General features: G+C 42.4%; 22 protein-coding genes and 1 tRNA gene. 15 read left to right on the forward strand and 8 right to left on the reverse strand.

Going from position 1 to position 26,054, the window contains the following annotated elements; genetic code table 11:
* Window positions 1-46 precede the first annotated feature (46 nt).
* The 8 genes from FHW89_RS20860 (at window position 47) to FHW89_RS20895 (ending at window position 14,576) form a co-directional block, all read left to right on the forward strand.
* The gene (locus FHW89_RS20860; RefSeq protein ID WP_172336989.1) at window positions 47-8,536 is read left to right on the forward strand and encodes an MBG domain-containing protein; all 8,490 of its coding nucleotides are present in this window, start codon (window positions 47-49) and stop codon (window positions 8,534-8,536) included.
* Window positions 8,537-8,593: 57 nt separating this feature from the next.
* On the forward strand, window positions 8,594-9,523 hold the full coding sequence (locus FHW89_RS20865) for a type IX secretion system membrane protein PorP/SprF (protein ID WP_172336990.1): 930 nt from the start codon (window positions 8,594-8,596) through the stop codon (window positions 9,521-9,523).
* A gap of 699 nt (window positions 9,524-10,222) precedes the next feature.
* Window positions 10,223-10,295: transfer RNA gene (locus FHW89_RS20870), tRNA-Cys, on the forward strand.
* Between the two features lie 16 nt (window positions 10,296-10,311).
* Complete coding sequence (locus tag FHW89_RS20875; protein WP_172336991.1) at window positions 10,312-10,728, forward strand: hypothetical protein; 417 nt, start codon at window positions 10,312-10,314, stop codon at window positions 10,726-10,728.
* Between the two features lie 360 nt (window positions 10,729-11,088).
* Window positions 11,089-11,553: a YciI family protein gene (locus tag FHW89_RS20880; RefSeq protein ID WP_172336992.1), complete on the forward strand. Its 465-nt coding sequence runs from the start codon at window positions 11,089-11,091 to the stop codon at window positions 11,551-11,553.
* The gene (locus FHW89_RS20885; protein ID WP_172336993.1) at window positions 11,553-12,212 is read left to right on the forward strand and encodes a DNA alkylation repair protein; all 660 of its coding nucleotides are present in this window, start codon (window positions 11,553-11,555) and stop codon (window positions 12,210-12,212) included. Before FHW89_RS20880 ends, FHW89_RS20885 begins: the two co-directional genes overlap by 1 nt.
* Window positions 12,213-12,661: 449 nt before the next feature.
* Window positions 12,662-14,140, forward strand: a complete 1,479-nt coding sequence (locus FHW89_RS20890) for a PAS domain-containing sensor histidine kinase (protein WP_172336994.1) — start codon at window positions 12,662-12,664, stop codon at window positions 14,138-14,140.
* A gap of 13 nt (window positions 14,141-14,153) precedes the next feature.
* Window positions 14,154-14,576 (forward strand): response regulator, encoded by a 423-nt coding sequence (locus FHW89_RS20895; protein WP_172336995.1) that lies wholly within the window; start codon window positions 14,154-14,156, stop codon window positions 14,574-14,576.
* A 49-nt stretch (window positions 14,577-14,625) separates the two neighbouring features.
* Here FHW89_RS20895 and FHW89_RS20900 read toward each other — a convergent pair whose 3' ends face one another.
* Window positions 14,626-15,606: a type I phosphomannose isomerase catalytic subunit gene (locus FHW89_RS20900; RefSeq protein ID WP_172336996.1), complete on the reverse strand. Its 981-nt coding sequence runs from the start codon at window positions 15,604-15,606 to the stop codon at window positions 14,626-14,628.
* Between the two features lie 137 nt (window positions 15,607-15,743).
* Entirely contained in the window at window positions 15,744-16,973 is a 1,230-nt protein-coding gene (locus tag FHW89_RS20905) for an NADP-dependent isocitrate dehydrogenase (protein ID WP_172336997.1), read from the reverse strand.
* A 214-nt stretch (window positions 16,974-17,187) separates the two neighbouring features.
* Between FHW89_RS20905 and FHW89_RS20910 the strand changes: the two genes are divergently transcribed.
* Both FHW89_RS20910 and FHW89_RS20915 read left to right on the forward strand, forming a co-directional pair.
* A complete protein-coding gene (locus FHW89_RS20910; protein WP_172336998.1) occupies window positions 17,188-17,895 on the forward strand; it encodes a hypothetical protein in 708 nt (235 codons plus the stop codon).
* 57 nt (window positions 17,896-17,952) lie between these two features.
* Window positions 17,953-18,417 (forward strand): hypothetical protein, encoded by a 465-nt coding sequence (locus tag FHW89_RS20915; RefSeq protein ID WP_172336999.1) that lies wholly within the window; start codon window positions 17,953-17,955, stop codon window positions 18,415-18,417.
* Between the two features lie 66 nt (window positions 18,418-18,483).
* Here the strand turns inward: FHW89_RS20915 and FHW89_RS20920 are convergent, their stop codons facing one another.
* The 3 genes from FHW89_RS20920 to FHW89_RS20930 form a co-directional block, all read right to left on the reverse strand.
* Window positions 18,484-20,295 (reverse strand): DNA polymerase III subunit gamma/tau, encoded by a 1,812-nt coding sequence (locus FHW89_RS20920; protein ID WP_172337000.1) that lies wholly within the window; start codon window positions 20,293-20,295, stop codon window positions 18,484-18,486.
* 74 nt (window positions 20,296-20,369) lie between these two features.
* On the reverse strand, window positions 20,370-20,597 hold the full coding sequence (locus tag FHW89_RS20925) for a hypothetical protein (RefSeq protein ID WP_172337001.1): 228 nt from the start codon (window positions 20,595-20,597) through the stop codon (window positions 20,370-20,372).
* Window positions 20,598-20,666: 69 nt separating this feature from the next.
* Window positions 20,667-21,287 (reverse strand): hypothetical protein, encoded by a 621-nt coding sequence (locus tag FHW89_RS20930; protein WP_172337002.1) that lies wholly within the window; start codon window positions 21,285-21,287, stop codon window positions 20,667-20,669.
* A 152-nt stretch (window positions 21,288-21,439) separates the two neighbouring features.
* Between FHW89_RS20930 and rpsF the strand changes: the two genes are divergently transcribed.
* The 4 genes from rpsF (at window position 21,440) to mtgA (ending at window position 23,403) form a co-directional block, all read left to right on the forward strand.
* Window positions 21,440-21,805, forward strand: coding sequence for a 30S ribosomal protein S6 (gene rpsF, locus FHW89_RS20935; RefSeq protein WP_172337003.1), 366 nt, complete (start codon window positions 21,440-21,442; stop codon window positions 21,803-21,805).
* A complete protein-coding gene (gene rpsR, locus FHW89_RS20940) occupies window positions 21,805-22,068 on the forward strand; it encodes a 30S ribosomal protein S18 (protein WP_022833472.1) in 264 nt (87 codons plus the stop codon). Before rpsF ends, rpsR begins: the two co-directional genes overlap by 1 nt.
* A 16-nt stretch (window positions 22,069-22,084) precedes the next feature.
* Window positions 22,085-22,528: a 50S ribosomal protein L9 gene (gene rplI / locus FHW89_RS20945; protein WP_172337004.1), complete on the forward strand. Its 444-nt coding sequence runs from the start codon at window positions 22,085-22,087 to the stop codon at window positions 22,526-22,528.
* 194 nt (window positions 22,529-22,722) lie between these two features.
* The gene (gene mtgA / locus FHW89_RS20950; RefSeq protein WP_172337135.1) at window positions 22,723-23,403 is read left to right on the forward strand and encodes a monofunctional biosynthetic peptidoglycan transglycosylase; all 681 of its coding nucleotides are present in this window, start codon (window positions 22,723-22,725) and stop codon (window positions 23,401-23,403) included.
* Window positions 23,404-23,616: 213 nt separating this feature from the next.
* Here the strand turns inward: mtgA and FHW89_RS20955 are convergent, their stop codons facing one another.
* Window positions 23,617-24,219 carry a YdeI family protein gene (locus FHW89_RS20955; protein ID WP_172337005.1) on the reverse strand — a complete coding sequence of 201 codons (603 nt, stop codon included), beginning with the start codon at window positions 24,217-24,219 and terminating at the stop codon, window positions 23,617-23,619.
* Between the two features lie 41 nt (window positions 24,220-24,260).
* A complete protein-coding gene (locus FHW89_RS20960) occupies window positions 24,261-24,743 on the reverse strand; it encodes an ABC transporter ATPase (RefSeq protein WP_172337006.1) in 483 nt (160 codons plus the stop codon).
* Window positions 24,744-24,788: 45 nt separating this feature from the next.
* Between FHW89_RS20960 and FHW89_RS20965 the strand changes: the two genes are divergently transcribed.
* Complete coding sequence (locus FHW89_RS20965; RefSeq protein WP_172337007.1) at window positions 24,789-25,271, forward strand: hypothetical protein; 483 nt, start codon at window positions 24,789-24,791, stop codon at window positions 25,269-25,271.
* On the opposite strand, the gene FHW89_RS20970 is transcribed toward FHW89_RS20965, so the two are convergent.
* Window positions 25,266-26,054 (reverse strand): (Fe-S)-binding protein, encoded by a 789-nt coding sequence (locus FHW89_RS20970; RefSeq protein ID WP_172337008.1) that lies wholly within the window; start codon window positions 26,052-26,054, stop codon window positions 25,266-25,268. The genes FHW89_RS20965 and FHW89_RS20970 overlap by 6 nt on opposite strands.

Below are 26,054 nucleotides of genomic sequence, written 5' to 3' on the forward strand. Positions count from 1 at the left end.
GGCAGGTAACAATAAATACCGGCCTATCATTACCAACCTTATTCAAATGAAAAAACATCTACTCGTTTTTTGTATTGCCCTTTTAAGTATCATAACCGGCTTCCGGGTTTCGGCTCAAACATTCGACTGGTCATGTTTCCCTACCTCAGGTGTTATACTGGCCGATAACAATGTCATCGCCAATCTTAACCTCACCAATGCCAATTGCAGTGTGGCCAACGGCTGGGTATTACAGTGCCAGGGAACCGGCGAACAGCGCATATTGACCTCGGCCCTGGGCGGTAACCCCTTCATCCGCATGCAAAAGGTAGGCACGGATGCAACATTTAACTTTGCGCGGATACTAACGGCTTCCGGCTCCTTATTTACCTTGCGGAGTATATCGGTTACGCCAACATCTGTAGGTGCCGCAGCCAGTGGCAACCAGGTAATTACCCTGCATGCCTACAAGGGTGGGCGCGAATTGGGATCAACATCAACAGCAGCCCTCGGCGCAGTGGCGCTGGTGAATATACCGGAATCGCAATTAGGAGCCTTTGTTAATATCGATGAAGTAAGATTTACCTCTGATAAACCTGCAGCCTTTGGTGTTGGTATTGATGATGTGGTTATCTCTACTGGCGCAGTACTACCAACAGTAACCACGGGCGACCCGGCTGCGGTTACTTCCAATTCGGCTACATTATCAGGCAATGTAACTGCCGATGGCGGCGCTACAGTGAACGAAAAAGGGGTAGTTTATGCTACCACGGCCAACCCCACTATTGCTAATACTAAAATAACCAATGGCACAGGTACCGGTGCTATTTCTGTAAACGCGCCTGGTCTGGCTGGTAGTACTACATACCATGTGAGGGCTTATGCTACCAATAGTATTGGTACTGCTTATGGCGCCGATAAAACCTTTATTACGCTTGCTGTTAATACAGCCCCGGTAGCGGTGGCTGATAATTATAGCTTTAGCACAGGGGTAGCCTTAACCATTCCTGCTCCGGGCGTTTTAGGTAACGATACGGATGCCGACGGCGATGCCCTGACGGCCATATTGGTAACCGGCCCGGCCAATGGTTCACTGGTATTAAATGCTAACGGTGGTTTTACCTACAACACAGCCAGTACGGCTAATGATCAGTTTACCTACAAAGTTAATGACGGTAAGGTTGATGGCAACACGGTTACGGTAACACTGACGCATGTTAACGCCGCCCCGGTAGCGGTGGCTGATAATTATAGCTTTAGTACCGGCGTGGCCTTGACTATTCCTACTCCTGGCATTTTAGGCAACGATACGGATGCCGACGGCGATGCCCTGTCGGCTGTATTGGTATCCGGCCCGGCACATGGTTCGCTAATCTTAAGGGCAAACGGCGGTTTTACTTACAATTCAACCGGTACGGCTGATGATCAGTTTACCTATAAGGCTAATGACGGTAAGGTGAGTGGCAACACGGTTACCGTAACGCTTACACATGCGAATTCTGCTCCTGTGGCCGCGAATGATAATTATGTACTTAATCAAAATGCCAGTTCCAGTAATAATGTACTCAGTAATGATACAGATCCAGATGGCAATCAGCTAACAGCATCGCTGGTAACCGCTCCTATAAATGGTACCGTGGTGTTGAATGCCGACGGCAGCTTTACCTATACGCCAAATGGGGGATATGTTGGTACCGACAGTTTTAAATACCAGGTGTGCGATAACGGAACCCCGTCGCTTTGTGCTACGGCCACCGCAAACTTTACTATCAGCGCGGTTAACCAGGCCCCGGTATTAGTTGCATCAGCAGGCACAACTGTATTTTCAGGTACGGATGTTGCTGTTGATCCGGTAATTACAGTGAGTGATGACGGTGGTACTTTAGCTTCTGGTATAGTATCCATTACCGGTGGCTTGCACTCGGCAGAAGACAGGTTGGTGTTTACAGCCAGTGGGGCCACGGGTGATATTACCGGCTCATATAACAATCTCGTCGGTATACTTTCCATGCAATCAGCAAGCGGTACGGCTACTACTGCACAGTGGCAGGCCGCGTTGCGTTCAATAGTTTACAGGAACACGCAGGCATCCCCTACAGCAAACATCAGGACCATCACCTTTTCAGTAAATGATGGTACTTTGAGCAGCAATCCAGTCAGTAAAACTGTAAGTATAGCCCCAGCCGCCATCAATACAACCGGTACATTATCAGCTTTCACCACCACTTACGGCACAGCTTCAGCTTCGGGTTCGTTCAATGTATCGGGTGTAAATCTTAGCGCCGGTATACTGGTTACCGCACCAACCGGTTTTGAGGTGAGTAGTGATAACACCACATTTACACCGACGGTTACCATTGGTGCAGCTGGAAATATTCCTTCAACACCGGTTTACATCAGGTTAGCGGCCAACACCAATGTGGGCACTTACTCGGGTAATGTAATATTGAGCAGCGCTGGTGTATCCAGTGTAAATGTAGCTACGGTGGCCAGCACGGTTAACGCTAAAAAACTGACCATTACCGCCAAAAATATAACCAAAACTTACGGCCAGGCCCTTACCGGCGGTGCCACCGCTACAGAATTTACCACATCCGGTTTGGTAGGCACAGAAACTGTTGGCAATGTTACCCTTGCTTACGGAACAGGTGCTGCCGCCAATGCCGCGGTTAACACCTATACCGGGTCGATAACAGCCAGCGCCGCCAACGGCGGTACATTTAATCCGGCCAACTATGCTATTAACTATATAGCTGGCAATATTGTGGTGAACAAAGCCGCATTAACCATTACTGCCAATAATAAAGGCAAAGCATTTGGAACTGCCCTTACCGGTGGACCGGGCTCTGTTGATTTTACCTCAACCGGGTTGGCTAATGCAGAAACCATAGGCAGTGTAACCATTACTTATGGCGCAGGATCTGCAGCAGGGGCGCCAGTAGGTCCTTACCCGGGTTCCATCGTGCCAAGTGCGGCAACGGGTGGTACTTTTAACGCAGCTAACTATAATATTACCTATACAACCGGTACACTCACCGTAGGGCAGGCAATTTTAACTATAACAGCAGTCAACAAAACCAAGATATACGGTGCAGCTATTCCCACACTTACGGTAAGCTACAACGGTTTTGTAGGTACTGATGATCCATCCAGCTTAACCACACTGCCCGTTATCAGCGTTGCAGCAACACCAAACTCGCCTGTAGGTACTTATGCCATAACAGCAAGTGGCGCGGTATCATCAAACTATACCATTGTTTATCAGCCAGGCACACTAACGGTAAATCCGGCAACGCTAACCGTAACCGCCAATGATGCCAATAAAATTTACGGCGCTGGTATTCCGCTCCTGAGCGTAAGCTATAGCGGCTTTGTAGGCACAGATAATGCCGCAAGTTTAACTACGGCTCCTACCTTAACAACGCCGGCAGTGACCAATTCGCCGGTAGGTACTTATCCAATAACACCGAGCGGCGCGGCAGCACATAACTATACTTTTACGTATAAGCCAGGCACTTTAACGGTGAACAAGGCTGCCCTAACCATTACCGCGAGTAACCAAACCAAAACATACGGACAAACCCTTACCAGCGGCGCAGGTTCTATAGCTTTCACGTCAACCGGACTGGCGGGTACCGAAACCATTGGCAGTGTAACACTCACTTACGGAACTGGTGCAGCAGCAGGGGCCGCGGTAAATACCTATACCGGTGCCATAGTGCCAGGTGCTGCTACAGGTGGTACGTTTAATCCGGCGAATTATACCATCACCTATGTTGCCGGGGATATTACCATAGGCAAAGCGGCTATTACGGTTACTGGCAATACGGGGAATAAAATTTATGGCAACGTTGACCCTACTTTAACCTATGCCATTACCACAGGCGCATTGGTAGGTACGGATGGATTTACCGGTTCCCTTACCCGTGCACCGGGCGAAAATGCGGGTACTTATGCCATCAGGCAGGGAAGCCTGGCGCTCAATAATAACTATACGCTCACTTTTGTTACCGCTAACTTTATCATTAATAAGGCCGATGTAACCGTTACCGCCAATCCGCAAACCAAAGCTTTCGGCGCTGCAGATCCGTTCCTGAGCTACAGTATTACCAGCGGAAGGCTGGCATTTGCCGATACATTTACCGGCTCGCTTACCCGTGCCCCGGGTGAAAGTGCAGGAACTTACGCTATTCTGCAAGGTAGCCTGGCACTCAGCAGTAATTATAGCCTTACTTACGTAGGCGCTAACCTCACCATTGGCAAAACGGCCATTACCGTAACCGCTGATGTGCAAACCAAAACTTATGGCGATGTTGATCCGGTATTAACCTATAAGATCACCAGTGGCGCATTGGCACCTGGGGATACATTTACCGGCGCACTTACCCGGGCACCCGGTGAAAACGCTGGTACTTATGCTATTCAGCAGGGTACTTTGGCGCTCGGCAGCAATTATACGCTGACTTATGCAGGTGCCAACCTCACGATAAACAAAGCAGCCATCACAGTAACCGCCGATGCACAAAATAAAACTTATGGCGCAGCCGATCCGGCATTAACCTTCAAGATCACGGCCGGAACGTTAAAATTTGCGGATACCTTTACCGGAAGACTTACCCGCGCTGCGGGCGAAAATGCAGGAACCTATGCTATCCAGCAGGGTACCCTTGCGCTTAGCAGCAATTATAACCTCACTTATGCAGGCGCTAACCTAACCATAGGTAAACAGGCTATCACCGTAACCGCTGATGCACAAAATAAAGCTTTTGGTGCAGCCGATCCGGCGTTGACTTACAAAGTTACCAGCGGAGCACTAAAATTTGCGGATACCTTTACCGGTGCGCTGACCCGTTTGGCAGGTGAAAACGCAGGTACTTATGCTATTCAACAAGGTACCCTGGCGCTCAACAGTAATTATACGCTGACTTACGTTGGCGCTAATCTAACCATTGGTAAAGTGGCAATCACCGTAACGGCTGATGCACAAACAAAAGTTTACGGGACAGTTGATCCCGTACTGACCTATAAGATCACGAGCGGTACATTGGTAGGTACTGATAAATTTACCGGTGTGTTGACACGTGCACCCGGTGAAAATGCTGGAGCCTACGCTATTCAGCAAGGTACCCTGGCACTTAGCAGCAATTATACGCTAACTTATGTAGGAGCCAACCTGGCGATCGGCAAAGCGGCTATCGCCGTCACCGCCGATGCACAAAATAAAATTTACGGTGAAACTGACCCTGCACTGACTTATAAAATTACCAGCGGGGCATTGGTCGGAACAGATAATTTTACAGGTACGTTAACCCGCGCCGCCGGTGAAAACGTGGGCATTTACGCTATTCAACAAGGTACATTAGCGCTTGGCAGCAACTACACGCTCAGCTACGTGGGCGCTGATTTAACCATAAGCAAAGCTGCTATTACCGTTACTGCTGATGCGCAAAACAAGGTTTATGGAGCTATCGATCCGGCACTGACCTACAAGATCACCAGCGGAGCGTTAAAATTTGCGGATACCTTTACCGGCTCATTGACCCGTGCCACAGGCGAAAATGTAGGCTCTTACGCCATTCAACAAGGAACGCTGGCACTTAGCAGCAACTATACGCTGACCTATGCGGGTGCTAACCTCACTATAGGCAAGGCTGCTATCACTGTAACGGCCAATGCACAAAACAAAGTTTATGGTGCAGCTGATCCGGCCCTGACTTATGCAGTGACTACCGGAGCCCTGGTAGGTACGGACAAATTTACCGGTGCGCTCATCCGTGTGGCAGGAGAAAATGTGGGTACTTATGCCATTCAGCAAGGTACTTTGGCGCTTAACAATAATTATACGCTTACTTATGTAAGTGCCAATCTTACTATTGGCAAAGCAGCCATCACCGTAACAGCCAATGCGCAAAATAAGGTTTATGGTGCGGCCGATCCGAACTTGACTTATGCAGTGACGACAGGAGCCCTGGTAGGTACAGATAAATTTACCGGTACGCTTACCCGTGATGCGGGTGAAAACGCAGGTGTCTATGCTATTAAACAAGGCACTTTAACGCTTAACAATAACTATACGCTCACTTATGTAGGCGCTAATTTAACCATTGGTAAAGCCGCCATCACCGTAACGGCCAATGCGCAAACCAAAACTTATGGTACGGCTGATCCGGCACTGACTTATAATATCACAACCGGTGCATTAGTAGGTACAGATAAATTTACTGGTGGGCTGACTCGTGTTCCTGGTGAAAATGTTGGCGCTTATGCTATTCAGCAAGGAACTTTGGCACTCAGTAGCAATTATTCACTAACCTATGTTGGTGCAAACCTTACTATCGGCAAAGCATCGATCTCTGTAACTGCGGATGCGCAAACCAAAGTTTATGGTGCGGCAGATCCGGTGCTGACGTATAAGATCACGACCGGAGGGTTAATAGGTACGGATAAATTTACCGGAGCTTTAACGCGTGCAGTCGGCGAAAATGTGGGTACTTACGCTATTCAGCAGGGAACTCTGGCTCTTAACGGCAACTATACGTTGACATATGTTAGTGCTAACCTAACCATCGGTAAAGCAGCTATTACAGTAACTGCTGATGCCCAAAACAAAATTTATGGTACAGCTGATCCTCTGCTCACCTACAAGATCACGACCGGTGCTTTGGTTGGCAAGGATAACTTTACAGGCACATTAACCCGTGCAGCAGGCGAAAACGCAGGCATATATATTATTCAACAAGGTACGCTGGCGCTTAGCAGCAATTATACCCTTACTTATGTAGGCGCTAACCTTACCATTAGCAAAGAGGCGATCACCGTAACTGCTGATGCCCAAACCAAAACTTATGGTGCGGCCGATCCGGTGTTGACTTACAAGATCACCACCGGTGGATTAGTGGGGGCTGATAAATTTACCGGTGCGCTTACCCGTACTGCCGGTGAAAACGTGGGAGTTTATGCTATTCAGCAAGGCAGTCTGGCTCTTAGCAATAATTACACACTCACTTATATTGGTGCTAACCTTAGTATCGGCAAAGCAGCTATTACAGTTACTGCTGACGCAAAAACTAAAGTTTATGGCGCAGCTGATCCGGCACTTACCTACAAGGTCACTAATGGTACATTGGTAGGTACAGATAAATTTAGCGGTGCACTTACCCGTGCAGTCGGTGAAAAGGTGGGCATATACGCTATCCAACAAGGTACACTGGCACTCGATGCCAATTATACGCTGACGTACGTTGGTGCTAATCTGACTATTGGCAAAGCGGCTATCACAGTTACCGCCAATGCACAAACGAAGGTTTACGGTGCTATTGATCCGGCACTAACTTATACCATCACTAATGGAGCATTAGTAGGCACCGATAAATTTACTGGTGCACTTACCCGTGTGGCCGGAGAAAAGGTAGGTACTTACGCTATTCAGCAAGGCAGTCTGGCGCTCAACGGTAATTATACACTCACTTATGTTGGAGCTAACCTCACTATTACGCTAAGAACGCTCACTATTACCGCTAATAATGCCAGGAAAATTTACGGCTCGGCTAACCCTGCACTGAACATCAGCTATAGTGGATTTGTGAATGGTGAAAATAATAGTAACTTAACTACACAGCCAATTGTGACCACAACCGCAACACCATTGTCCGCAGCTGGAACTTATCCTATATCGGTAAGCGGGGCCGCCAGCACCAATTATCAAATTGTTTACGTATCCGGAACATTAACCGTTAATAAAGCTACGCTAACGATTACGGTTGAAAATAAAAGCCGTTTATATGGAGTCGCCAATCCAGCGTTCACTGCGGTTTACAGCGGTTTTGTAAATGGTGATGATCAGACGGCATTGACCAAGTTACCAGTGTTGGCTACAGTGGCTAATTCTAATTCATTGCCAGGTTCATATCCTATTACGGCAAGCGGTGCGATATCAGCTAATTATTCATTTAATTATGTACCGGGCAAATTAACGGTTATACCACTTAGCAATGCTAAGCTGATTAACCTGGTTCCAACATCCGGTACCTTAACACCTTCATTTAATTCGGACAATTTTAGCTATAACGCTCAGGTCGATAATGAGATACAGGGAGTACGTCTCACACTCACTTTTGACCCAACGGCTACGGCGACCATTAACGGATCATCGGCACCAAATGACAGGCAGTCATTCTTCATTCCGCTTAATGTAGGTAATAATACCATTAGTATCCTGGTAACCGCTCAGGATCATATCACTAAAAATACCTACACACTGGTTATTTACAGGGGTGAAGATCAAAGGAATATTGTTGCCAGTAATATACTTACCCCTAATGGCGATGGTAAGAATGATACCTGGGTGATAGCTGATATCCAGCTTTTCCCTAATAACACGGTTACTGTTTTTGATAAGGCGGGACGTACAGTTTACACCAAGCATGGTTACACTAATGATTGGAACGGCACTTATGGCGGCGCTCCGCTTACAGAGGGAACGTACTATTACATTGTTGACCTGGGGCCGCAAAAACGTCAGTTTAAAGGATTTATCACCATTATCCACGACAGGTAAAATAACCAGAATCAGATAAACAGGAAAAACCGCAGATCAAAAGAAATTATAAATAAAATGAAAAACCTTCAACAACATCATAATATAAAATTCAAAAAGGCTTTGCTGTTAATGGCGCTGCTTACATGCTTCTCTATGTACAGCAGGGCACAGTTAAATCCTTTTCAATCCATGTATTTCCAGAACAGGTATTTGATCAATCCTGCTATGGCCGGGCTGGATCAGGGGTTGAATATTAATTTAGGCTATCGCCAGCAATGGAACACATTTCCGGGTTCACCAAAATCACAAACACTTACCGCCGATTACCAGGCTACAGATAGGGTTGGATTGGGGTTGAATATTACAGACGATCAGTCGGGTTTGCTTAGGCAAACCCGCGCCATGGGCACCTACGCCTATCACCTGCCGCTTAGCGACAGGAATCAGAAATTGAATTTTGGTCTTTCATTGGGCGTTAACGATGGCCGTATTGACATGAACAAGATTGTAGGCGATGAAACAGATGAACAGATAGCCCGGTACAACCAGGCTAAACCTTACGTAGATGGAGATTTTGGTATAGCATACACCAGCGATAATTTATTTTTAGAAGGGGCTATCCCCAATTTAAAAGCTGCCTTTTTCAAAAACTCTATCGAACGTATCGATGTGGACCGTGTGGAATTTTTTGCCGCCGCCAGTTATAAAATATACGTAAGCAGCGGTTACACCGATTTGTTGATTGAACCACTTACCGCATATCGGAAAATTAAAGGTGCAAAGGATATTGTTGATGCCGGTTTTAATTTTACCATGAGCAACTACTTTGTATCGTTGCAGGCCATATATCATAGCAATCAAAGCACTGGGCTTGGTTTGGTGTTTGACCAAAAGGCCTTTGCTTTTAACTTTACTTATAATCTGGAAACCGGAAAGCTTGCTGGGTATACCACCGGTGCCCTTGAACTTGGCTTAAGGCTAAAGCTGTTCCGCAGGGATAAATAAAGGTTTGCCGATAGTTGTTATCCGGGAGGGAAAGTTAGCGAATAATCTATCCTTTTATAGATCTTTAAAGATCCACTCTCTAGGATTTTTGGATATTGTAGGGGACTGTGTGAGTCGGGAAAAGTTAATGGACTTTGAATCAGTCGATCTGATCCAGTTTAATCCCACACATATACCAATGCCGTAAAATCTGGAGTTGTGGGTATTGAGCAAATGGTGCTTCTTTTAAGTTTTACCTTAAATGGCTCGTTGCCTCGGGCAGGCCTTATGTGTTGGTTATGCTACCAATCAAGAATAATCAGAGCAAGATTCCGACCAATGAAGTGATGCCCGACCTGCTTAAACCGGTTGGTACAACTTGCTCCGCAGTGATGCTATACAACAAGAGCCGTAGTTAACCCAGCCGGCAGTACAAAGTTTTATACACGAGTGGTCAAAAAAAGGTATATAATTAATAATCTATAAATTCTATAGATATAGTATATTATTAAATTAATAATTATATTTGCTAGCATAATTAATAATATATCATGTTACTACAATTGCCTGCTTTGCTGCCATATCAATCACCCCATGTACAATCAGCCCCTATTAAAATTCTTGGTGCTTGTTGTAACTCCTGCTTTTATTTTCTTTAATCGGTTTACTGATGTAAGGATTTAAATACTGCATGCCTGTGCTATTTACAGATAGCTTTAAGGCGGGGTGGCCGAGTGGTTTAGGCGGAGGTCTGCAAAACCTTTTACGACGGTTCGAATCCGTCCCCACGCCTCAAAAACAATGAAACAATGAAAAAAAATCTATTACTGTTGCTGCTGTTAATATGTGGCAATATGGCCTTTGCCCAGGAAAAGCCGCTAACCATAGAGAACTATTACAAACTGAAGTGGGGACATGCTGATGAGTTTATCACGCTTTGGCAAAAGAATCATTATCCGCTACTTAAAAAGCTACAGGAAAAAGGAGATATATTGAGTATTAAAGCCGAAGTGCCGATCATACATAGCGGAGAGGACACCCGCTGGGATTTTAAAGTGATACTTACTTTTAAAACGGAGCATCTGGCATTAGACTACAGTATTGTCGATCCCTACAAAAAACAACTTTTCCCTGATCAGGATAGTTATATAAAAGCTGAACAGCGACGTTTTGAACTGGTCGTCGCCCATTGGGATGTCCCTGTAGAAACGCTTCCTTTAAATTGATTATAAAGTGAAAAAGATTAATTTTTTTTGTGATTTATAGTTAAAGTGTCGCTTATTCGTCAGATCAATAGTGAATTATGTAATAAATAAGTGCAGACGATCTTAAATACGTTTGCCCTTCATAACTCCTTTATAGTTGTAAACCATCGATCCTGATTATGAATATTGTAAATCAGCACGGGATTATCCTGACTCCGTATGGTGGTTATATAATATTCAATGATACATTCCTGGCCATATTTTAAGAATGGCCGTTAGTCATGATAAAGACAGCTTTACCTGGTAAATTAATAGTATCAATAATTTACCGGGTAAAGCTGCCTGTTTTTTATATTTGATAGAACCTAAATGTATATTAAGATGAAAAAGCTTATTCTCTTCTTGGCTATTATTGCTTTCAGCATCAACTGCTTTGCACAAGATACCGCTAAACCTGTTTATGACGCCGCGCTTGCCAAAAAACTGGGTGCCGATCAGTACGGAATGAAAAAATATGTACTTGCCTTTTTAAAGGAAGGTCCAACCCAGCTCAAAGATTCAGCGGCACGCGTGCAATTGCAAATGGCACATTTAAAAAACATTGGTCGTTTGGCAGCAGAGGGAAAACTGGTAGTGGCAGGCCCATTTCTGGATAATCAGCCTATCCGGGGGATATTTATTTTCAATGTAGAAACGCTTGAGGAAGCCAAAAAACTAACCGAAACCGATCCCGCTATAAAAGCAGGTAGCCTGGTGATGGAATTACATCCATTTTACTGTTCTGCAGCCTTGCTGGAGGTTGTTAATATTCATAACAAGCTGCAAAGCAAAAGCATCACCAATTGATGATGGAGGATGTTGATGAGGTTATTGGGTTTTTGAAAGAAAAGGCCGATGCGGCCTATTTGGTTGGTATGCAGCGTTATGGCATTGATAATACAAAAGCTATAGGCGTTCGTCTTCCTGAACTGCGCAAGCTGGCCAAAGCCATTAAAAAAGATCATCAACTTGCTCTTGACCTTTGGGCTACAGGTTTGCACGAGGCGCGCCTGCTGGCATCGTTAATTGATGACCCCGCCCAGGTTACCCAAGAGCAGATAGACAACTGGACAAAAGATTTTTATTCATGGGACCTATGTGATCAGGTATGCGGCAACCTGTTTGACCGTACCCCTTTTGCCATGAGCAAGGCACTTGAGTTTAGCACTAACGAAGCGGAATTTATAAAACGCGCTGGTTTTGTGCTTATGGCTGAATATGCAGTGCATGATAAAAAAGCTGTTAATGAGGTATTTATAGCACTAATGCCGGTTATTGAGCGAGAGGCTTGGGATAACCGAAATTTTGTGAAAAAAGCGGTGAATTGGGCTCTTAGGCAGATCGGGAAGAGGAATGATGTGTTAAGAATGATAGCTATACAAACAGCTCGAAATATTTCAAAGCAAGAACACAAAGCAGCCAAATGGACTGCCTCTAATGCGCTGGCAGAACTAACACCCCGATAACTATAATTTATTATTGACGCAAAAACGGATAAAAAACAGGACATTCTTCTAAAAAATATCACATTTGCGTCTCAATTTTTCTTCGGCAATGCCATTATGAACATTTTTTAAAAAAATCAGGGCTCAAATCATAATTGTAATATCTTTTTACAATTAAATGCAGGCAAACTGTAATCAAACGTGGTCCAAATCAACTATTTTGAGCCATTGACCCATTCAAATGACAATATTTTAATACAAGAAAGTTTATTTGCTAATTGCCAGTATTAGAGTTGTTTATATAATTTCAAATACTATATTTGAAGTCTGTTAATTTAGACTTAATACTGCCGATCAGAAAAAAAACACACACAACGTATGGTTGTAATTTCCGTGATTTTAAATTATGGCACATAATTTTCTTATAGAGAGCATGTTGTTATCAAATAAATGAGTAGGTATTGATTTATATGAGTTTTTCTGAGGATAAGTTTTCTGATGACAGCAGGCTGCATCTTGCTCAAATAATTGATAACATTAATGCAGGTATTTGGGAATATAATATTAATACAAGGGTCATTAAATGGTCGGCAGGTTTTTATAGTATTTTAGGATATGAATCCAATGAAATTGAATGCTCCAATCACATTTTCTTTGATCACCTTTTATATCACCAGGACAAAGCTGTTTTTCTGAACGCTTTAAATGATCTGAATACTAATCCTGCTAAACCTATTCAAATAAGATTACTTACCAAGTCATCAGGGTATCATTGGTTTGAAAGCACTATCAAAAAGCAATATGATAAAAGTGGACAGATCATTTATGGTTCCATTATCAATATTAATCTGTATAAACAAGCTGAACTGAAGGCCGCGCGCAATGATCAGCATTACGACGATACTATTAAGATAGCTAAATTAGGTAGTTGGGAAATTGATGCTGCTACCCTTAATTTAACTTTATCCAAGCAGATATACGATATTTTTGAGCTGCAAACCGAAATAAAACTCAGCATTGAAGAAGCGGTAAGCTTTTTTGAACCGCCCTATCGCCCTGTTGTCCAAAACGCCATTAATAACGCGCTGGAATTTTGCCAACCCTATGACCTGGAACTGTTATTCAGAACAGCTAAAAACCACGTGATATGGGTACGGGCCAAAGGTGTGCCTATTATTAATGAATATGGCAAATGCGTTACAATAAGGGGTATTTTACAGGATATCGACAGCAATAAACGTAAAGGACTGAGTCTGGAATCATCCCTCAATTTGCTGACTGATCAAAACAGGCGCCTGCAAAATTTTGCTTATATCGTATCACATAATCTGCGTTCGCATACGGGTAATCTGCAATTCATGGTAAATCTGTATGAAGAAACAGAATTGGCAGAGGATCGTACGGAGATCTTCGCGCATATTAAATCGATCAGCGGTAGTTTAAACGCTACTATCGAACACCTGAACGAAATTGTTAAGATACAGACCGAAATTACCAATGAGCGGAGTATAATTAACTTTGAGGCTATTTTTAACAACATTCAATCGGCTATAAAAAATAATATAGAAGCGTTTAATGCCCGCATAGAATATGATTTTAGCCAGTGTCCACAAATAAGCTATATACCGGCTTATATGGAGAGTATTTTACAAAATCTGCTTACAAACGCGCTAAAATACAGTCATCCGGACAGGCAGCCCCATATCAAGTGCCATACATTAAAAGAGCGAAACCACATTTACCTGATATTTGAAGATAATGGCATAGGAATAGATCTTGACAGGTATGGTGATAAGGTTTTTGGAATGTACAAAACATTTCATCAAAATCCAGATGCCAAAGGTATAGGCTTATTTATTACCCGTAACCAGGTTGAGGCACTTGGCGGTAGCATCAAAATTGAAAGTACGGTAAATATTGGCACTAAATTTACCATTAAACTGGTATAATTTAAACTGATAAATGATCATAGCCCGTCCTCCTGTTAGTGCCTGTATTATTGATAATAATGAAATTTACGTTTACGGATTTAAAAAGCTACTTAGTATAAAAGAACTGAACGCTCAGGTTACTAATTTTAGCAATGGTAATGAAGCTATTACCTATTTAAGAGATCCAAATAACGCCGGTGATTTACCGGATATCATATTTCTGGACATTGTTATGCCGGTAATGGACGGGTGGGAATTTATGAAAGAATTTGAGGAAATAAAATCACAACTGGGGAAAAAAATCTCCGTTTACATGCTTAGCTCTTCTATTGACTCGCATGATATTGACCGTGCGAGAAATATCGCTTCAATTTCCGATTATATCTACAAACCGGTGGATATTCAGCAACTTCAAAAGATCTTCAAAGATTTGCCAGGATTAGCAAGACAGTAGAAGAATTTAGTACAGGTACTTTAATATGGTACCTGTACTCATTGCTATACTATTCAATATAACTTTCCAGTATTTTAAAGCCACCGGTTGTTTCCAGCTCAACCTGGTCAATGTTTTTAGGTAGCAGGATGCATTCACCCATTTTTACAGTGTATGCCTCTTCATTGTACTTGATAGTATAATCCCCCTCCACACACACATGGATCACAAATGAATCCAATGCTGAGTAATCTTTAGAAGTACCATGTGTAAAATCAAGCAGGTTGGTTGTAAAGTACGGGCAAGTAACCAGTTTTACCGTTTCGTCTTTTTTAGGCTGATATTTGGTTTTATACTCTGGGTAATGTTTATAGTCGATAGCGGCCAGGGCTTCTTCAGTATGCAGTTCGCGCTTGTTGCCTTTATCATCAACCCGGTCAAAATCATATATACGGTAAGTGATATCAGATGTTTGCTGAATTTCGGCGATTAGCAAACCTTTACCAATGGTATGTACCCTGCCTGCCGGTAAAAAGAACACATCGCCCGCTGTAACATCTTCTTTATTCAAAATATCGGTAAGATGCCCGTTATTAAATTTATCAAGATAAATTTGCTCAGTAAGTTCCTGATTAAAACCCGCTATCAGTGTTGAACCCGGGTCGGCTTCAATTACATACCACATTTCGGTTTTTCCAAATGAATTGTGGCGCTTTTTGGCCAGTTCATCATTCGGGTGCACCTGGATAGACAGATCTTCATTGGCATCGATAAATTTTACCAGCAAAGGGAATATATTACCAAAATGCGCGTAAACTTTTTCACCTACCAATTCGCCCTGATATTTCTCCAGCAGATCGGCAAGCGACTCACCTGCGAGCGCACCATCATCAACTACAGATACATCAGATTTTACACCCGATATTTCCCAGGTTTCGCCACAGTTTGGTAACGAACCAAAATCTTTATGTAAATAGGTTTTGATCTTTTGACCACCCCATATCTTGTCTTTATAAATAGTTTTAAATTTTAACGGATATAATGCTGACATCGGTTTTGTTTTTATATCGCTAAGTTAGTAGTTAAAAAAGAAACAGGTAAACCGATTCAGCTTTTTTTACTAAAAACTTATAGGCACAAAAAAACCCGCTAGTAAAGAGCGGGTTTTCCTATAGTTTTAACTATTGCTTATTTACCTAATTTAACTTTCAGGTTTTCGTCAATTGCAGCTAAAAATTCTTCGGTGTAAAGGTAATCTGTACCATGTTCAACCTTTGGCTTAATGGTGATGGCCAAATCCTTGGTCATTTTGCCGCTTTCAACAGTTTCGATACAAACCTGCTCTAAAGTTTTGCAGAAGTTTACCAATTCCTGGTTGTTATCCAACAAACCACGGAATTCCAAACCTCTTGTCCATGCGAAGATAGAAGCGATAGGATTTGTTGAAGTTGGTTTACCAGCCTGGTGCTCGCGGTAGTGACGGGTTACTGTACCATGCGCAGCTTCGGCTTCCATAACGGTACCATCTGGTGTAACCAGGGTAGAGGTCATTAAACCTAATGAACCAAAACCTTGCGCTACGGTATCTGATTGTACGTCGCCGTCATAGTTTTTACAAGCCCATACAAAGTTACCGTTCCACTTTAAAGCAGATGCAACCATATCATCAATTAAACGGTGCTCATAAGTGATACCGGCCTCAGCAAATTTTTGTTTGTAATCCTGCTGATAAATCGCTTCAAAAATATCTTTAAAACGACCATCGTATTTTTTCAGGATGGTGTTTTTGGTTGATAAATATAAAGGCCAGCCTTTCATTAATGCCTGGTTAAAGCAGGCGTGTGCAAATCCTTTGATAGATTCATCCGTGTTATACATAGTTAAGGCTACACCATCGCCCTTAAAATTATACACTTCGTATGATTGCTCTGCACCACCATCTTCGGGAGTAAAAGTTACGGTTAGTTTACCTTTTCCTTTAGTAACAAAATCGGTAGCACGGTACTGATCGCCGAATGCATGACGGCCAATACATATAGGGGCAGTCCAGTTAGGAACCAGGCGCGGTACGTTGGACATTACAATGGGTTCACGGAAAACGGTACCATCCAAAATGTTGCGGATAGTTCCGTTTGGCGATTTCCACATTTGTTTTAAACCAAACTCTTCTACACGGGCTTCATCAGGTGTAATAGTGGCACATTTAATACCTACGCCATATTTTAGAATAGCATTTGCGGCATCAACAGTAACCTGATCATTAGTTTCATCACGATACTCGATACCCAGATCATAATATTTGATATCAAGATCAAGATAAGGAATTATCAACCTGTCTTTGATAAATTTCCAGATAATTCGGGTCATTTCATCTCCATCCAGTTCAACTACCGGATTTTCTACTTTAATTTTTGACATACCTGATGTTGTTGTTTTTTATTTTAATGGCTTCAAATATATTAAATAGACTTTACCATTTCCATTAATAGCAAATGAAATTTATTGATTTAGTTTTGACTAACTGTTTATTATGGCAAGTTTATTGTGTTTGCAGGCACAGATACTATTTTGATGAAACTCAACGTTGGTAATTAAAACAGATTGCCAATTAATAGCCCCCTAATGTCTATTTATGACAAAACTGATATTAAGAACAGCCCTCACGTTTATTTTATGTACAGCCGCATTTTTAGCAAAAGCCCAATTAGGTTACGACTATGCACAATATGATGTTGGCGCCGCGGTCGGTCTCAATTATCCTATCAGTACAGATGTAACCAAGGCTTTAAAATACACGCCATCTGCCCAGTTTAATTTTACATATAACCATGGCCCATTTGTAAACTATGTTGTCGAAGGCCAATTTGGTAAGCTTAAAGCCGGTGACCCCAGTCTGGGCTATGGCCGTACATTTGAAAATCATTTCTGGGCCTTTGGCTTAAGGGTGCAGCTGCAGGCCGGAGAGGTGATAGATTATTCACAGAGTCAGGTAGCCAATGCGTTTAAAGGCCTTTACATTTCAACAGGTATTGGGTATCTGGTGAACCATGTAAAAAGGGGAGGAGATAACACATTGCCGGCAGGTGTTCAAGCTCCGGGTGATAATAACAGTCAGATACCTTATATACCCATAAGGCTGGGCTACGAGATAAAGTTGTTTAACCAGTACAATGAACCCAGCATCAAAATAGACCTGGGTTATCAATACAACAAGGTATTAGATGATAACCTTGACGGATACAAGACCGGCCGCTATAAAGACGCGTTTACACAGTTAAGCCTGGGCATAAAAGTGGCCATAGGCCGTGTTATATCGTACCGCAAACAGATATATTATTAATTGCTCTTTTTGAATTTTGGCAAGGTTTTTTGGTATATTTAATCAAAGCAAAAAACGATGAACAATCAAAATATAAACCCCGGATTTGATGATGATTATGAAGACGATGACGCTTTAAATGATAATAGCGCCGATCGGGACAGAACATTAAAGGATGAATTAGGCGAAACCATCGACACGGAAAACCTTAATTACAACCCTGATGATAATAGCTTTGAATATGATGTAAAAAGCAACGATCCGGATTATGATCATCCTGACCCGTACAAAACCTCGGTTAAAAATGGTAACGATATGAATTCCACTTATGACGAGGCCAACCCCTATGACGATACCGATGACGAATATGCCGGAAAAAGATCATTGGAAACAGATGTTGACGATCTTGGCATGCACATTGACGAGGGCGATATTGTAGAGGTAGACCCTGCAGATTCTGCATTAGCACACACTCCGGAAGATGACCGTGACGATCTGGATGAAGAAGGTTATCCTAAAAATGATTCGGAATTTTTAAAATAAGTTTTGGGCTGTGAGTGATGAGTTGTGAGTTTTCTTACTATTCTTCACTCACAACTCACTAATCTCCTAATCAAAATCAAGATTAAAGCGGTTGCGGAGGTCCACGAGCTGCGGATTACGGGCAGCCAGGTACTGAAATTTTTCTATCGCTGTATATGGTTTTCTTACCACCTCTTGTTCATCTACACGTGCATTTACTTCAATGGTAAAGTTTTTTAAGCGGCCCCGCAGATAATTATGCAAAGCGGGCCTTTCTTCTTTAAATAAATTTTCCTGCAATTTGGTACCCACTACTATCTCAAACTCATAAGGCTTAAGCATTCGCGGGGCATTGGCTATAAATATGGTTACCAGGTTTTTTTTACCATCGGTTTTGATCTTGGCGGCAAAATCGCTCCAGCATTGTAAAAAGTTATCCATGGTAAAATCCTCCCGGTCATCACCTTTCAAATAAGGGTCTTCCTCATCGGCTTCTTCTTCAGGCGTTTTGCCGGTATCGGTAAGCGAGGGTATTTTTATGGATAACGAACCCAGGCTTGGGGAGGGTATAAATATTTTTGGCTTCTCGGCAGACGGTTGTTCTTTTAATTCTGCTACCTGTTTATTTTCAACGGTTTGTGGTTTTGTGGTATTATAAGATAGCGGTGTATCACTCAATACCGGCGATTCGTTAACTATTTTGTTAGCTTGTACTGGTGTTGTTACTGCTGAGGTATCAGGTTTTTTTTTTAATGACCCGTCTGCGGCGGATGTTGCTGTAAGCGGCGAAGCTACCATATTAAATGCCGAAGATAAGTGGCACATCTTAAGCAATGCGAGCTCAACCTGGAGCCTTTGATTTTTACTCAGCTTATAATTGATATCGCATTGGTTGGCAATATTCATAGCCGAAAGCAGGAACGATACCGGACTACTTTGCGATTGCTGCAGGTATTTGTTTTTGATACCCTCGCTTACCTCAAGTAACTTTAAAGTTGATTGATCTTTAGTCACCAGCAAATTCCGGAAATGCTCGCACAGACCGGCTATAAAGTGAGCTCCATCAAAGCCCCGTGATAATATCTCGTCAAAAAACAACAGCGCTTTGCCTGTATCTTCCTGTAACAGGCTATCGGTGATGTTGAAATAGTAATCGTAATCAAGTATGTTCAGGTTGTCAATTACCGAACGATAAGTCACCTTGCCACCAGAAAAACTAACGATCTGATCAAACATAGACAAGGCGTCACGTAAACCGCCATCCGCTTTTTGCGCTATAATATGTAAGCCATCGGGTTCATAGCTGATATTTTCTTTACCGGCAATAGAGGCCAGGTGCGCAGCCATATCCTCCACCCGGATACGGTTAAAATCAAATATCTGGCAGCGCGAAAGTATAGTAGGCAGTATTTTATGTTTCTCGGTAGTGGCCAGTATGAATATGGCGTAATGAGGCGGTTCTTCGAGCGTTTTCAGAAAGGCGTTAAAAGCCGCCTGCGACAACATATGCACCTCATCAATGATATAGACTTTGTAACGTGCGGCCTGTGGTGGTATCCGTACCTGGTCAATAAGGCTCCTGATATCATCAACCGAGTTGTTTGAAGCGGCATCCAGCTCATGAACGTTAAAGGAGTTGCCATTCTCAAATGCCTTGCATGAAGCACACTCGCCGCAAGCTTCGCCGTTAGGGAGTAAATTGGTACAGTTGATAGTTTTAGCCAGGATACGCGCGCAGGTAGTTTTACCCACACCACGCGGCCCGCAGAATAAAAATGCCTGCGCCAGCTGATTATTTCTAATAGCGTTTTTAAGCGTGTTGGTTATATGTTGCTGACCAACAACAGTTTCAAAAGTAGCCGGGCGGTATTTACGGGCCGAAACAATAAAATTATCCACAGCTACGAAGTTAGCAAGAAAATGCCTGAAGTTAAAGTGCCGATGGAATGATTATGTAATTAAACTATTCCGGCTTATTCATCATCGTCATCGGGCTGAGGGTAATCATCCTCCGGATCGGGTTCACCCAGATCATCATCTACCTGAATTTCATGCAGATCGTCTAATTGATTATCCAAATCATCATCCTCATCGTTCCAATCGCTTTCAAACTCGTCGTCTTCACCGGGCACTACCATCACCATGTTGTTGTTATAGGCCGGTATTGCTGCATCTTGATATTCAAGGTCTATAAATTCCATAAAAAATGATTTACATGTTAACTACGGCTATAAAGATAAACTTCATAAGTTAAGTTTAATGATCATTATTTATAAAATATCAATACTTAAAATTTCTTTTACTTTATAATAACCTTTAGCCTGTGGCAGATATACCTCTATCTCCTGCCACTTGATGTTTGCTTTTTTTCCGGCGTATTTAGCAACTCCATTCATGAAGTTTTCTGACCCCGGAAACTGACGAAGCCAGATAAAAGATTTTTCATTGCCGGTATTGTCAGTTAAAACTATATAATTAAACCCTTTGTTATCTATTCGTTTTAATACTCCGGTAGTTGTTTGCTCCGGCGTGGCTTCATTCCCATCCTTTTGTCCCATAATCACCGCCAATTTTACAAATGACGAGCAATTGCGTTTGATTAAATTTTTGCCTATTTCTGTACCTATCCGGTTCATAGCCTCATCATCGGTAAATTCCGCGTTTTGTTCCTTAGCCACATCGGCCAAAAGATCCACATGGGCCGTAAAGCATTGCATAAAAACATCGTTTGCTTCTTTGGCCGTTTTTATCTTTGAGATATCAATTTTAGACATACAAGTACAGATCGAATCAAGCAGTTTTTGCTGTGCCGGCCCTGGTTCTGTTTGGGCGTTAGCAGTGCCACAACCAAGTATAAAAACCGTGATAATAAGGCTTAGGTATTTTTTCATGTTGAATTTTTCATCAAATATATATTTTGATCTTTATTTTATGCTTAAACAATTTAACTACGATATCTAAAAACATTTGATAAATACAGATAATCTTTCTACATTTGCAGCCCCGTTATAGCGGGTAATTAATTAAAAATCAAAGTATAATAATGCAACAGTACGAAATCGTGATCGTTCTAACCCCGTTGTTATCAGAAGAGGTTGCTAAAGAGGCTAATGCCAAATTTAGCAAGATCTTAACTGATGGCGGAGCCGAAATTGTCCAGGAGGATAATTGGGGTTTGAGAAAATTAGCGTACCCTATCCAGAAAAAAACTACAGGGTACTATCACTTAACTGAATTTAAGGCTCCAGGTGAATTAATTAATAAATTGGAGGTTGAGTTAAGGCGCGATGAGCGTGTTTTGCGTTTCCTGACCATTGCTTTGGACAAACATGCCATTGCTTACAATGACAAAAAACGCAGCGGTGCTTTCAACAAAAAACCAGCAGCTAAAGTGGAGGACGCAAACTAATGGCTAACGAACAAATTAAATACGTTACCGCTCCAAAAGTGGAGGATAACCGTAAAAAATACTGCCGTTTCAAAAAGAATGGCATTAAGTATATCGACTACAAAGACGCAAACTTTTTATTAAAGTTCATTAACGATCAGGGTAAAGTATTACCACGCCGTTTAACTGGTACTTCATTAAAATTCCAGCGTAAAGTAGCTCAGGCTGTTAAACGTGCCCGTCATATCGGTTTGTTACCTTATGTTACAGACTCATTAAAATAATAGGAGATTTAAAGAAATGGAAGTTATTTTAAAACAAGATGTAAAAAACCTGGGTGACAAAGACGATATCGTAAATGTAAAACCAGGTTATGGCCGTAACTATCTTTTACCAAAAGGATATGCCATATTAGCTACCGAAAGCGCCCGTAAAGTTTTAGCTGAAAACTTGAAACAAGCTCAGTTTAAACAAGAAAAAATCCGCAAGGATGCCGATGCTGTAGCTGCCAAATTAGAAGGTGTAAAACTGACCATCGGTGCTAAAGCTGGTGAAACCGGTAAAATTTTCGGTGCTATCAACACTATTCAAGTTGCTGATGCATTGAAAAAAGAAGGTTTTGAGGTTGACCGTCGTCGCATTACCTTTGATCAGGAACCAAAATTTGTTGGTGATTATGTTGCTAACATTAACCTGCACAAAGAAGTAAAAGTACAAGTACCTTTCTCTGTAGTAGCAGAGTAATTTATATTTCGGAATTCGGAGTTTTTATTTCGGGTTTTGAACTTAATTGTAGAATTTTAGAGGGTGTTTTGCCAAGGCAAAGCACCCTCTCTGTTTTATAGAATTTATTATCAATAGTGAAACGCACCTCAGCCTCATCGTCGAAAAAAAGCGCGAAATCAAAGTCGTGGTTTTCAAAACTCAGGAACAATGGAATTGCCAGGCTTCTGTTTAGAATTATTAAGCTTGCCTTTTTGTTATTTATAGGATTAAGCTTATTGGGTGTGCTTTTATACCGCTTTGTAAACCCACCTTTTACCTGGCTTATGATTGAGCGCGGTTTTCAGCGTAAGGCTGCTGGTAAGGATTGGAAAATTGATAAACAATGGAAGGATTTTGACGATATATCCGACAATATGAAACGCGCAGCCGTAGCCGCCGAAGATCAAACTTTCCTGGAGCATCATGGTTTTGATTTCCGTGCCATTGAAAAGGCTATTGAAAAAAACGCGCACAGCAAAAAACTCATTGGTGGCAGCACCATATCGCAACAGGTGGCCAAGAATGTTTTTCTATGGGATGGCCGTTCATTACTACGTAAAGGATTTGAAGCTTACTTCACGGTGTTGATCGAAACTTTCTGGAGCAAAAAACGCATCATGGAAGTTTATCTCAATGAGATTGAAATGGGTGATGGCATCTATGGCATCGAAGCAGCCTCGCAGGCTTATTTTCATAAATCAGCCGCCGATTTAACCAAACATGAAGCAGCTGCTATAGCGGTGATATTCCCGAGTCCCCTCAGGTGGTCGGCCACCAATCCTACCCGTTATTTGAGGCACCGGCAATACCTCATCATGAAAAATATGCGCAGATTGGGCCCGCTGGATTTTTAAGTCCCTACTCCCCTAAGGGGGGAATAATAATTGGTAAGTTTAGGTTCAGCCCTCTAAGATACAAGCATCCTCAAGATCCATTCATAAGCCCCTGAGTGGGTTTACATGTAAACCCGCTTTTTTACAATAAATTAAATGTAACTTATTATATATCAACAAGATATATCAATGTAAACCGTAAAAAGTGTAAACCATGTAAACCCACTTTTTAGCCTATTTATATTTCCAATTTCTTGATTTACCTTCGCTCATCCACTCGGCAGCGGTTTCCATTCTTTTTTGGCGCGTAGCTTCTGTTTTGGCTTCCGTGATCCATTCTACGTATTCCTTTTTGTTGGAGTAACTAAAATCATGAAACACTTGCACAGCCTTAGGATAGGCCGCCAAAAACTCCATAAAATAATCAGGGATTACCAATTCTGCTTTCTCGGCAGGGCTCTTTTTGGGATTAGCCTTTTTGATGCCTTTTTCATTTAGCTCGATGCCCTGCAATACATAGGAAACTAATATTTCCTTTGACGGAAGATCTTCAATAGTGGTAACACGTCCAAAACTGCCTGCGGCGGCATCACTCGTATGGTTTGCGTCGCCACTCATCAGCGACCATCGCCAGAAACCAAAGGCGCAATGCTGTTTAAAGGCAGCCATTTGACATACCGGCCCTTTACAATCAAAAAATGGCATTCCCCACTTTATGGTTTCGGTAATCAGCGGGGATGCTTCATGAACCAGCTCCCGGATGTATTCCAAAATCGGTTTTGCAAAATCGGCCGATTTTGCGATGTAAAGATCTACCCGGTTATCATACTGTTCCATAAATAAATTTATAGAAACACACTCACTTTTACAAGCGCCTTTTAACTTATCAGGTCCCTGAACAATTGTATATGCCAGCTATTTTTAAATGGCACTTCCCATTTACTTTCCAGTTCACTTACATTTTGCACCATGTTATTGTAAACAATGGTTTCGGTATTTATCTTTCCTTGTTTCAAAAGATCCTCAAAAGCATGACGGGGTAATGAAAGCACTTCACTACCTTCGCGATATGCCAGATTAAACCTGTCGAACAGGTTGATGTGATACTGCTGTTCCAGGTGCTTCATAAAATGAACCGATTTATCTATCGAACATCCACTGGCACCTGCCTGGCTTTCATCAACTATTAAAATCAAAAAGCGGTTATACCTGATCTCGGCACCTGCTTTTAATTGGTTATTGTGGGCCGTCCAACCGATGGTAAAGTCATCCAATTCCTCCTGTATCTGTTCCACTTCCGGATCAGTTAATTTCCTATCAGATTGATATATCCAAACTCTTGAGTGTTGAGAAAATTCCATTTACAAAAATATCAATTTATTAACTTCGGGTTACATTTTGTTGTCATGAAAAAATCACTTCAGCCGCAAACAAAAAAGATTTTAGTATTTACCCTCATTTTATTGGCCGGATGGCTAAATTATAGCTTCAGGCCACAAACAGACGACCAGGAATGGCTCAGCTGGAGTAATAAATGCCTCACGGAGTCATACAATCCCGCTCCTGACATTAAATTAAAAAAGTGGGAACTGACCCTAACTAACGATTATTTTTTGCGCCTCAGAAAAACTTATCAACATGGCCGGCAGGAATATTTTTCCTTTAATTTACACCGTTTAAACCAGGTACAATACCAGGGTGATGATAAAGCCGGTACGCTGGAATTAAGTACCAATGCCGATGACATTATTGTACAAACCTATGAGGATCCAAAGGGCGATATAGACTCTATGTCGACGGTACTGGAGTTGCCCGTCAGGAACATGAATGCCGCCCGGTTGGATAGTTTAAAAAACGCATTAAGCTACTTTAAGGCAAAGGCTTTATAAGCCATTTGCCCGGGCAGTTATCTCGGCAATATCCAATACTTGTATCTCTTGCTCCTTATCATGATGTTTTACACCATCGGAGAGCATTGTCATACAAAACGGGCAAGCTGCAGCCACAACCTGAGATTTCGCTTCCAGGATGTCGGTCATGCGTTCCATATTGATCTCTTTTTTGCCGGGCTCGGGTTCCTTGAACATTTGACCACCACCGGCACCGCAGCATAAGCCATTTGATTTGCAGCGTTTCAACTCTACCAGTTCGGTATCCAAAATTTCAAGGGCCGCGCGCGGTGCCTCATAAACATTATTACCCCGACCCAAATAGCAGGGATCATGAAAGCTGATGCGTTTGCCTTTGAAACTCTCACCGCCTTCTGCCCGCAGTTTTCCTTCATCGATCAATTGCTGTATCAGTTGTGAATGGTGGATCACCTCGTAATTGCCCCCTAAGCCTGGATACTCATTTTTGATGGTATTGAAACAGTGCGGGCAGCCGGTTACTATTTTTTTGATGTTGTAGCCATCAAGTACCTGTATATTGGTCATGGCCAGCATCTGGAACAAAAATTCATTACCGGCACGCTTGGCCGGATCGCCGGTGCAGCTTTCTTCTGTTCCTAAAACAGCGTACTTAATACCTACGTGTTGGAGTATTTTACAAATATCACGGGTTATCTTCTGCGCTCTTTCGTCAAAACTACCGGCACAGCCAACCCAAAACAATATTTCGGGCTCTTGTCCTTGTGCGGCCATATCGGCCATGGTAGGTATTTTTTGATCCAT

This window comes from Mucilaginibacter sp. SG564 (assembly GCF_013149275.1).
GTDB lineage: Bacteria > Bacteroidota > Bacteroidia > Sphingobacteriales > Sphingobacteriaceae > Mucilaginibacter.

Coding starts and splice junctions, on each gene's coding strand:
- FHW89_RS20860 (WP_172336989.1), top strand. CDS start 47: ATGAAAAAACATCTACTCGTTTTTTGTATTGCCCTTTTAAGTATCATA.
- FHW89_RS20865 (WP_172336990.1), top strand. CDS start 8,594: ATGAAAAACCTTCAACAACATCATAATATAAAATTCAAAAAGGCTTTG.
- FHW89_RS20875 (WP_172336991.1), top strand. CDS start 10,312: ATGAAAAAAAATCTATTACTGTTGCTGCTGTTAATATGTGGCAATATG.
- FHW89_RS20880 (WP_172336992.1), top strand. CDS start 11,089: ATGAAAAAGCTTATTCTCTTCTTGGCTATTATTGCTTTCAGCATCAAC.
- FHW89_RS20885 (WP_172336993.1), top strand. CDS start 11,553: ATGATGGAGGATGTTGATGAGGTTATTGGGTTTTTGAAAGAAAAGGCC.
- FHW89_RS20890 (WP_172336994.1), top strand. CDS start 12,662: ATGAGTTTTTCTGAGGATAAGTTTTCTGATGACAGCAGGCTGCATCTT.
- FHW89_RS20895 (WP_172336995.1), top strand. CDS start 14,154: ATGATCATAGCCCGTCCTCCTGTTAGTGCCTGTATTATTGATAATAAT.
- FHW89_RS20900 (WP_172336996.1), bottom strand. CDS start 15,606: ATGTCAGCATTATATCCGTTAAAATTTAAAACTATTTATAAAGACAAG.
- FHW89_RS20905 (WP_172336997.1), bottom strand. CDS start 16,973: ATGTCAAAAATTAAAGTAGAAAATCCGGTAGTTGAACTGGATGGAGAT.
- FHW89_RS20910 (WP_172336998.1), top strand. CDS start 17,188: ATGACAAAACTGATATTAAGAACAGCCCTCACGTTTATTTTATGTACA.
- FHW89_RS20915 (WP_172336999.1), top strand. CDS start 17,953: ATGAACAATCAAAATATAAACCCCGGATTTGATGATGATTATGAAGAC.
- FHW89_RS20925 (WP_172337001.1), bottom strand. CDS start 20,597: ATGGAATTTATAGACCTTGAATATCAAGATGCAGCAATACCGGCCTAT.
- FHW89_RS20930 (WP_172337002.1), bottom strand. CDS start 21,287: ATGAAAAAATACCTAAGCCTTATTATCACGGTTTTTATACTTGGTTGT.
- rpsF (WP_172337003.1), top strand. CDS start 21,440: ATGCAACAGTACGAAATCGTGATCGTTCTAACCCCGTTGTTATCAGAA.
- rpsR (WP_022833472.1), top strand. CDS start 21,805: ATGGCTAACGAACAAATTAAATACGTTACCGCTCCAAAAGTGGAGGAT.
- rplI (WP_172337004.1), top strand. CDS start 22,085: ATGGAAGTTATTTTAAAACAAGATGTAAAAAACCTGGGTGACAAAGAC.
- FHW89_RS20955 (WP_172337005.1), bottom strand. CDS start 24,219: ATGGAACAGTATGATAACCGGGTAGATCTTTACATCGCAAAATCGGCC.
- FHW89_RS20960 (WP_172337006.1), bottom strand. CDS start 24,743: ATGGAATTTTCTCAACACTCAAGAGTTTGGATATATCAATCTGATAGG.
- FHW89_RS20965 (WP_172337007.1), top strand. CDS start 24,789: ATGAAAAAATCACTTCAGCCGCAAACAAAAAAGATTTTAGTATTTACC.
- FHW89_RS20970 (WP_172337008.1), bottom strand. CDS start 26,054: ATGGATCAAAAAATACCTACCATGGCCGATATGGCCGCACAAGGACAA.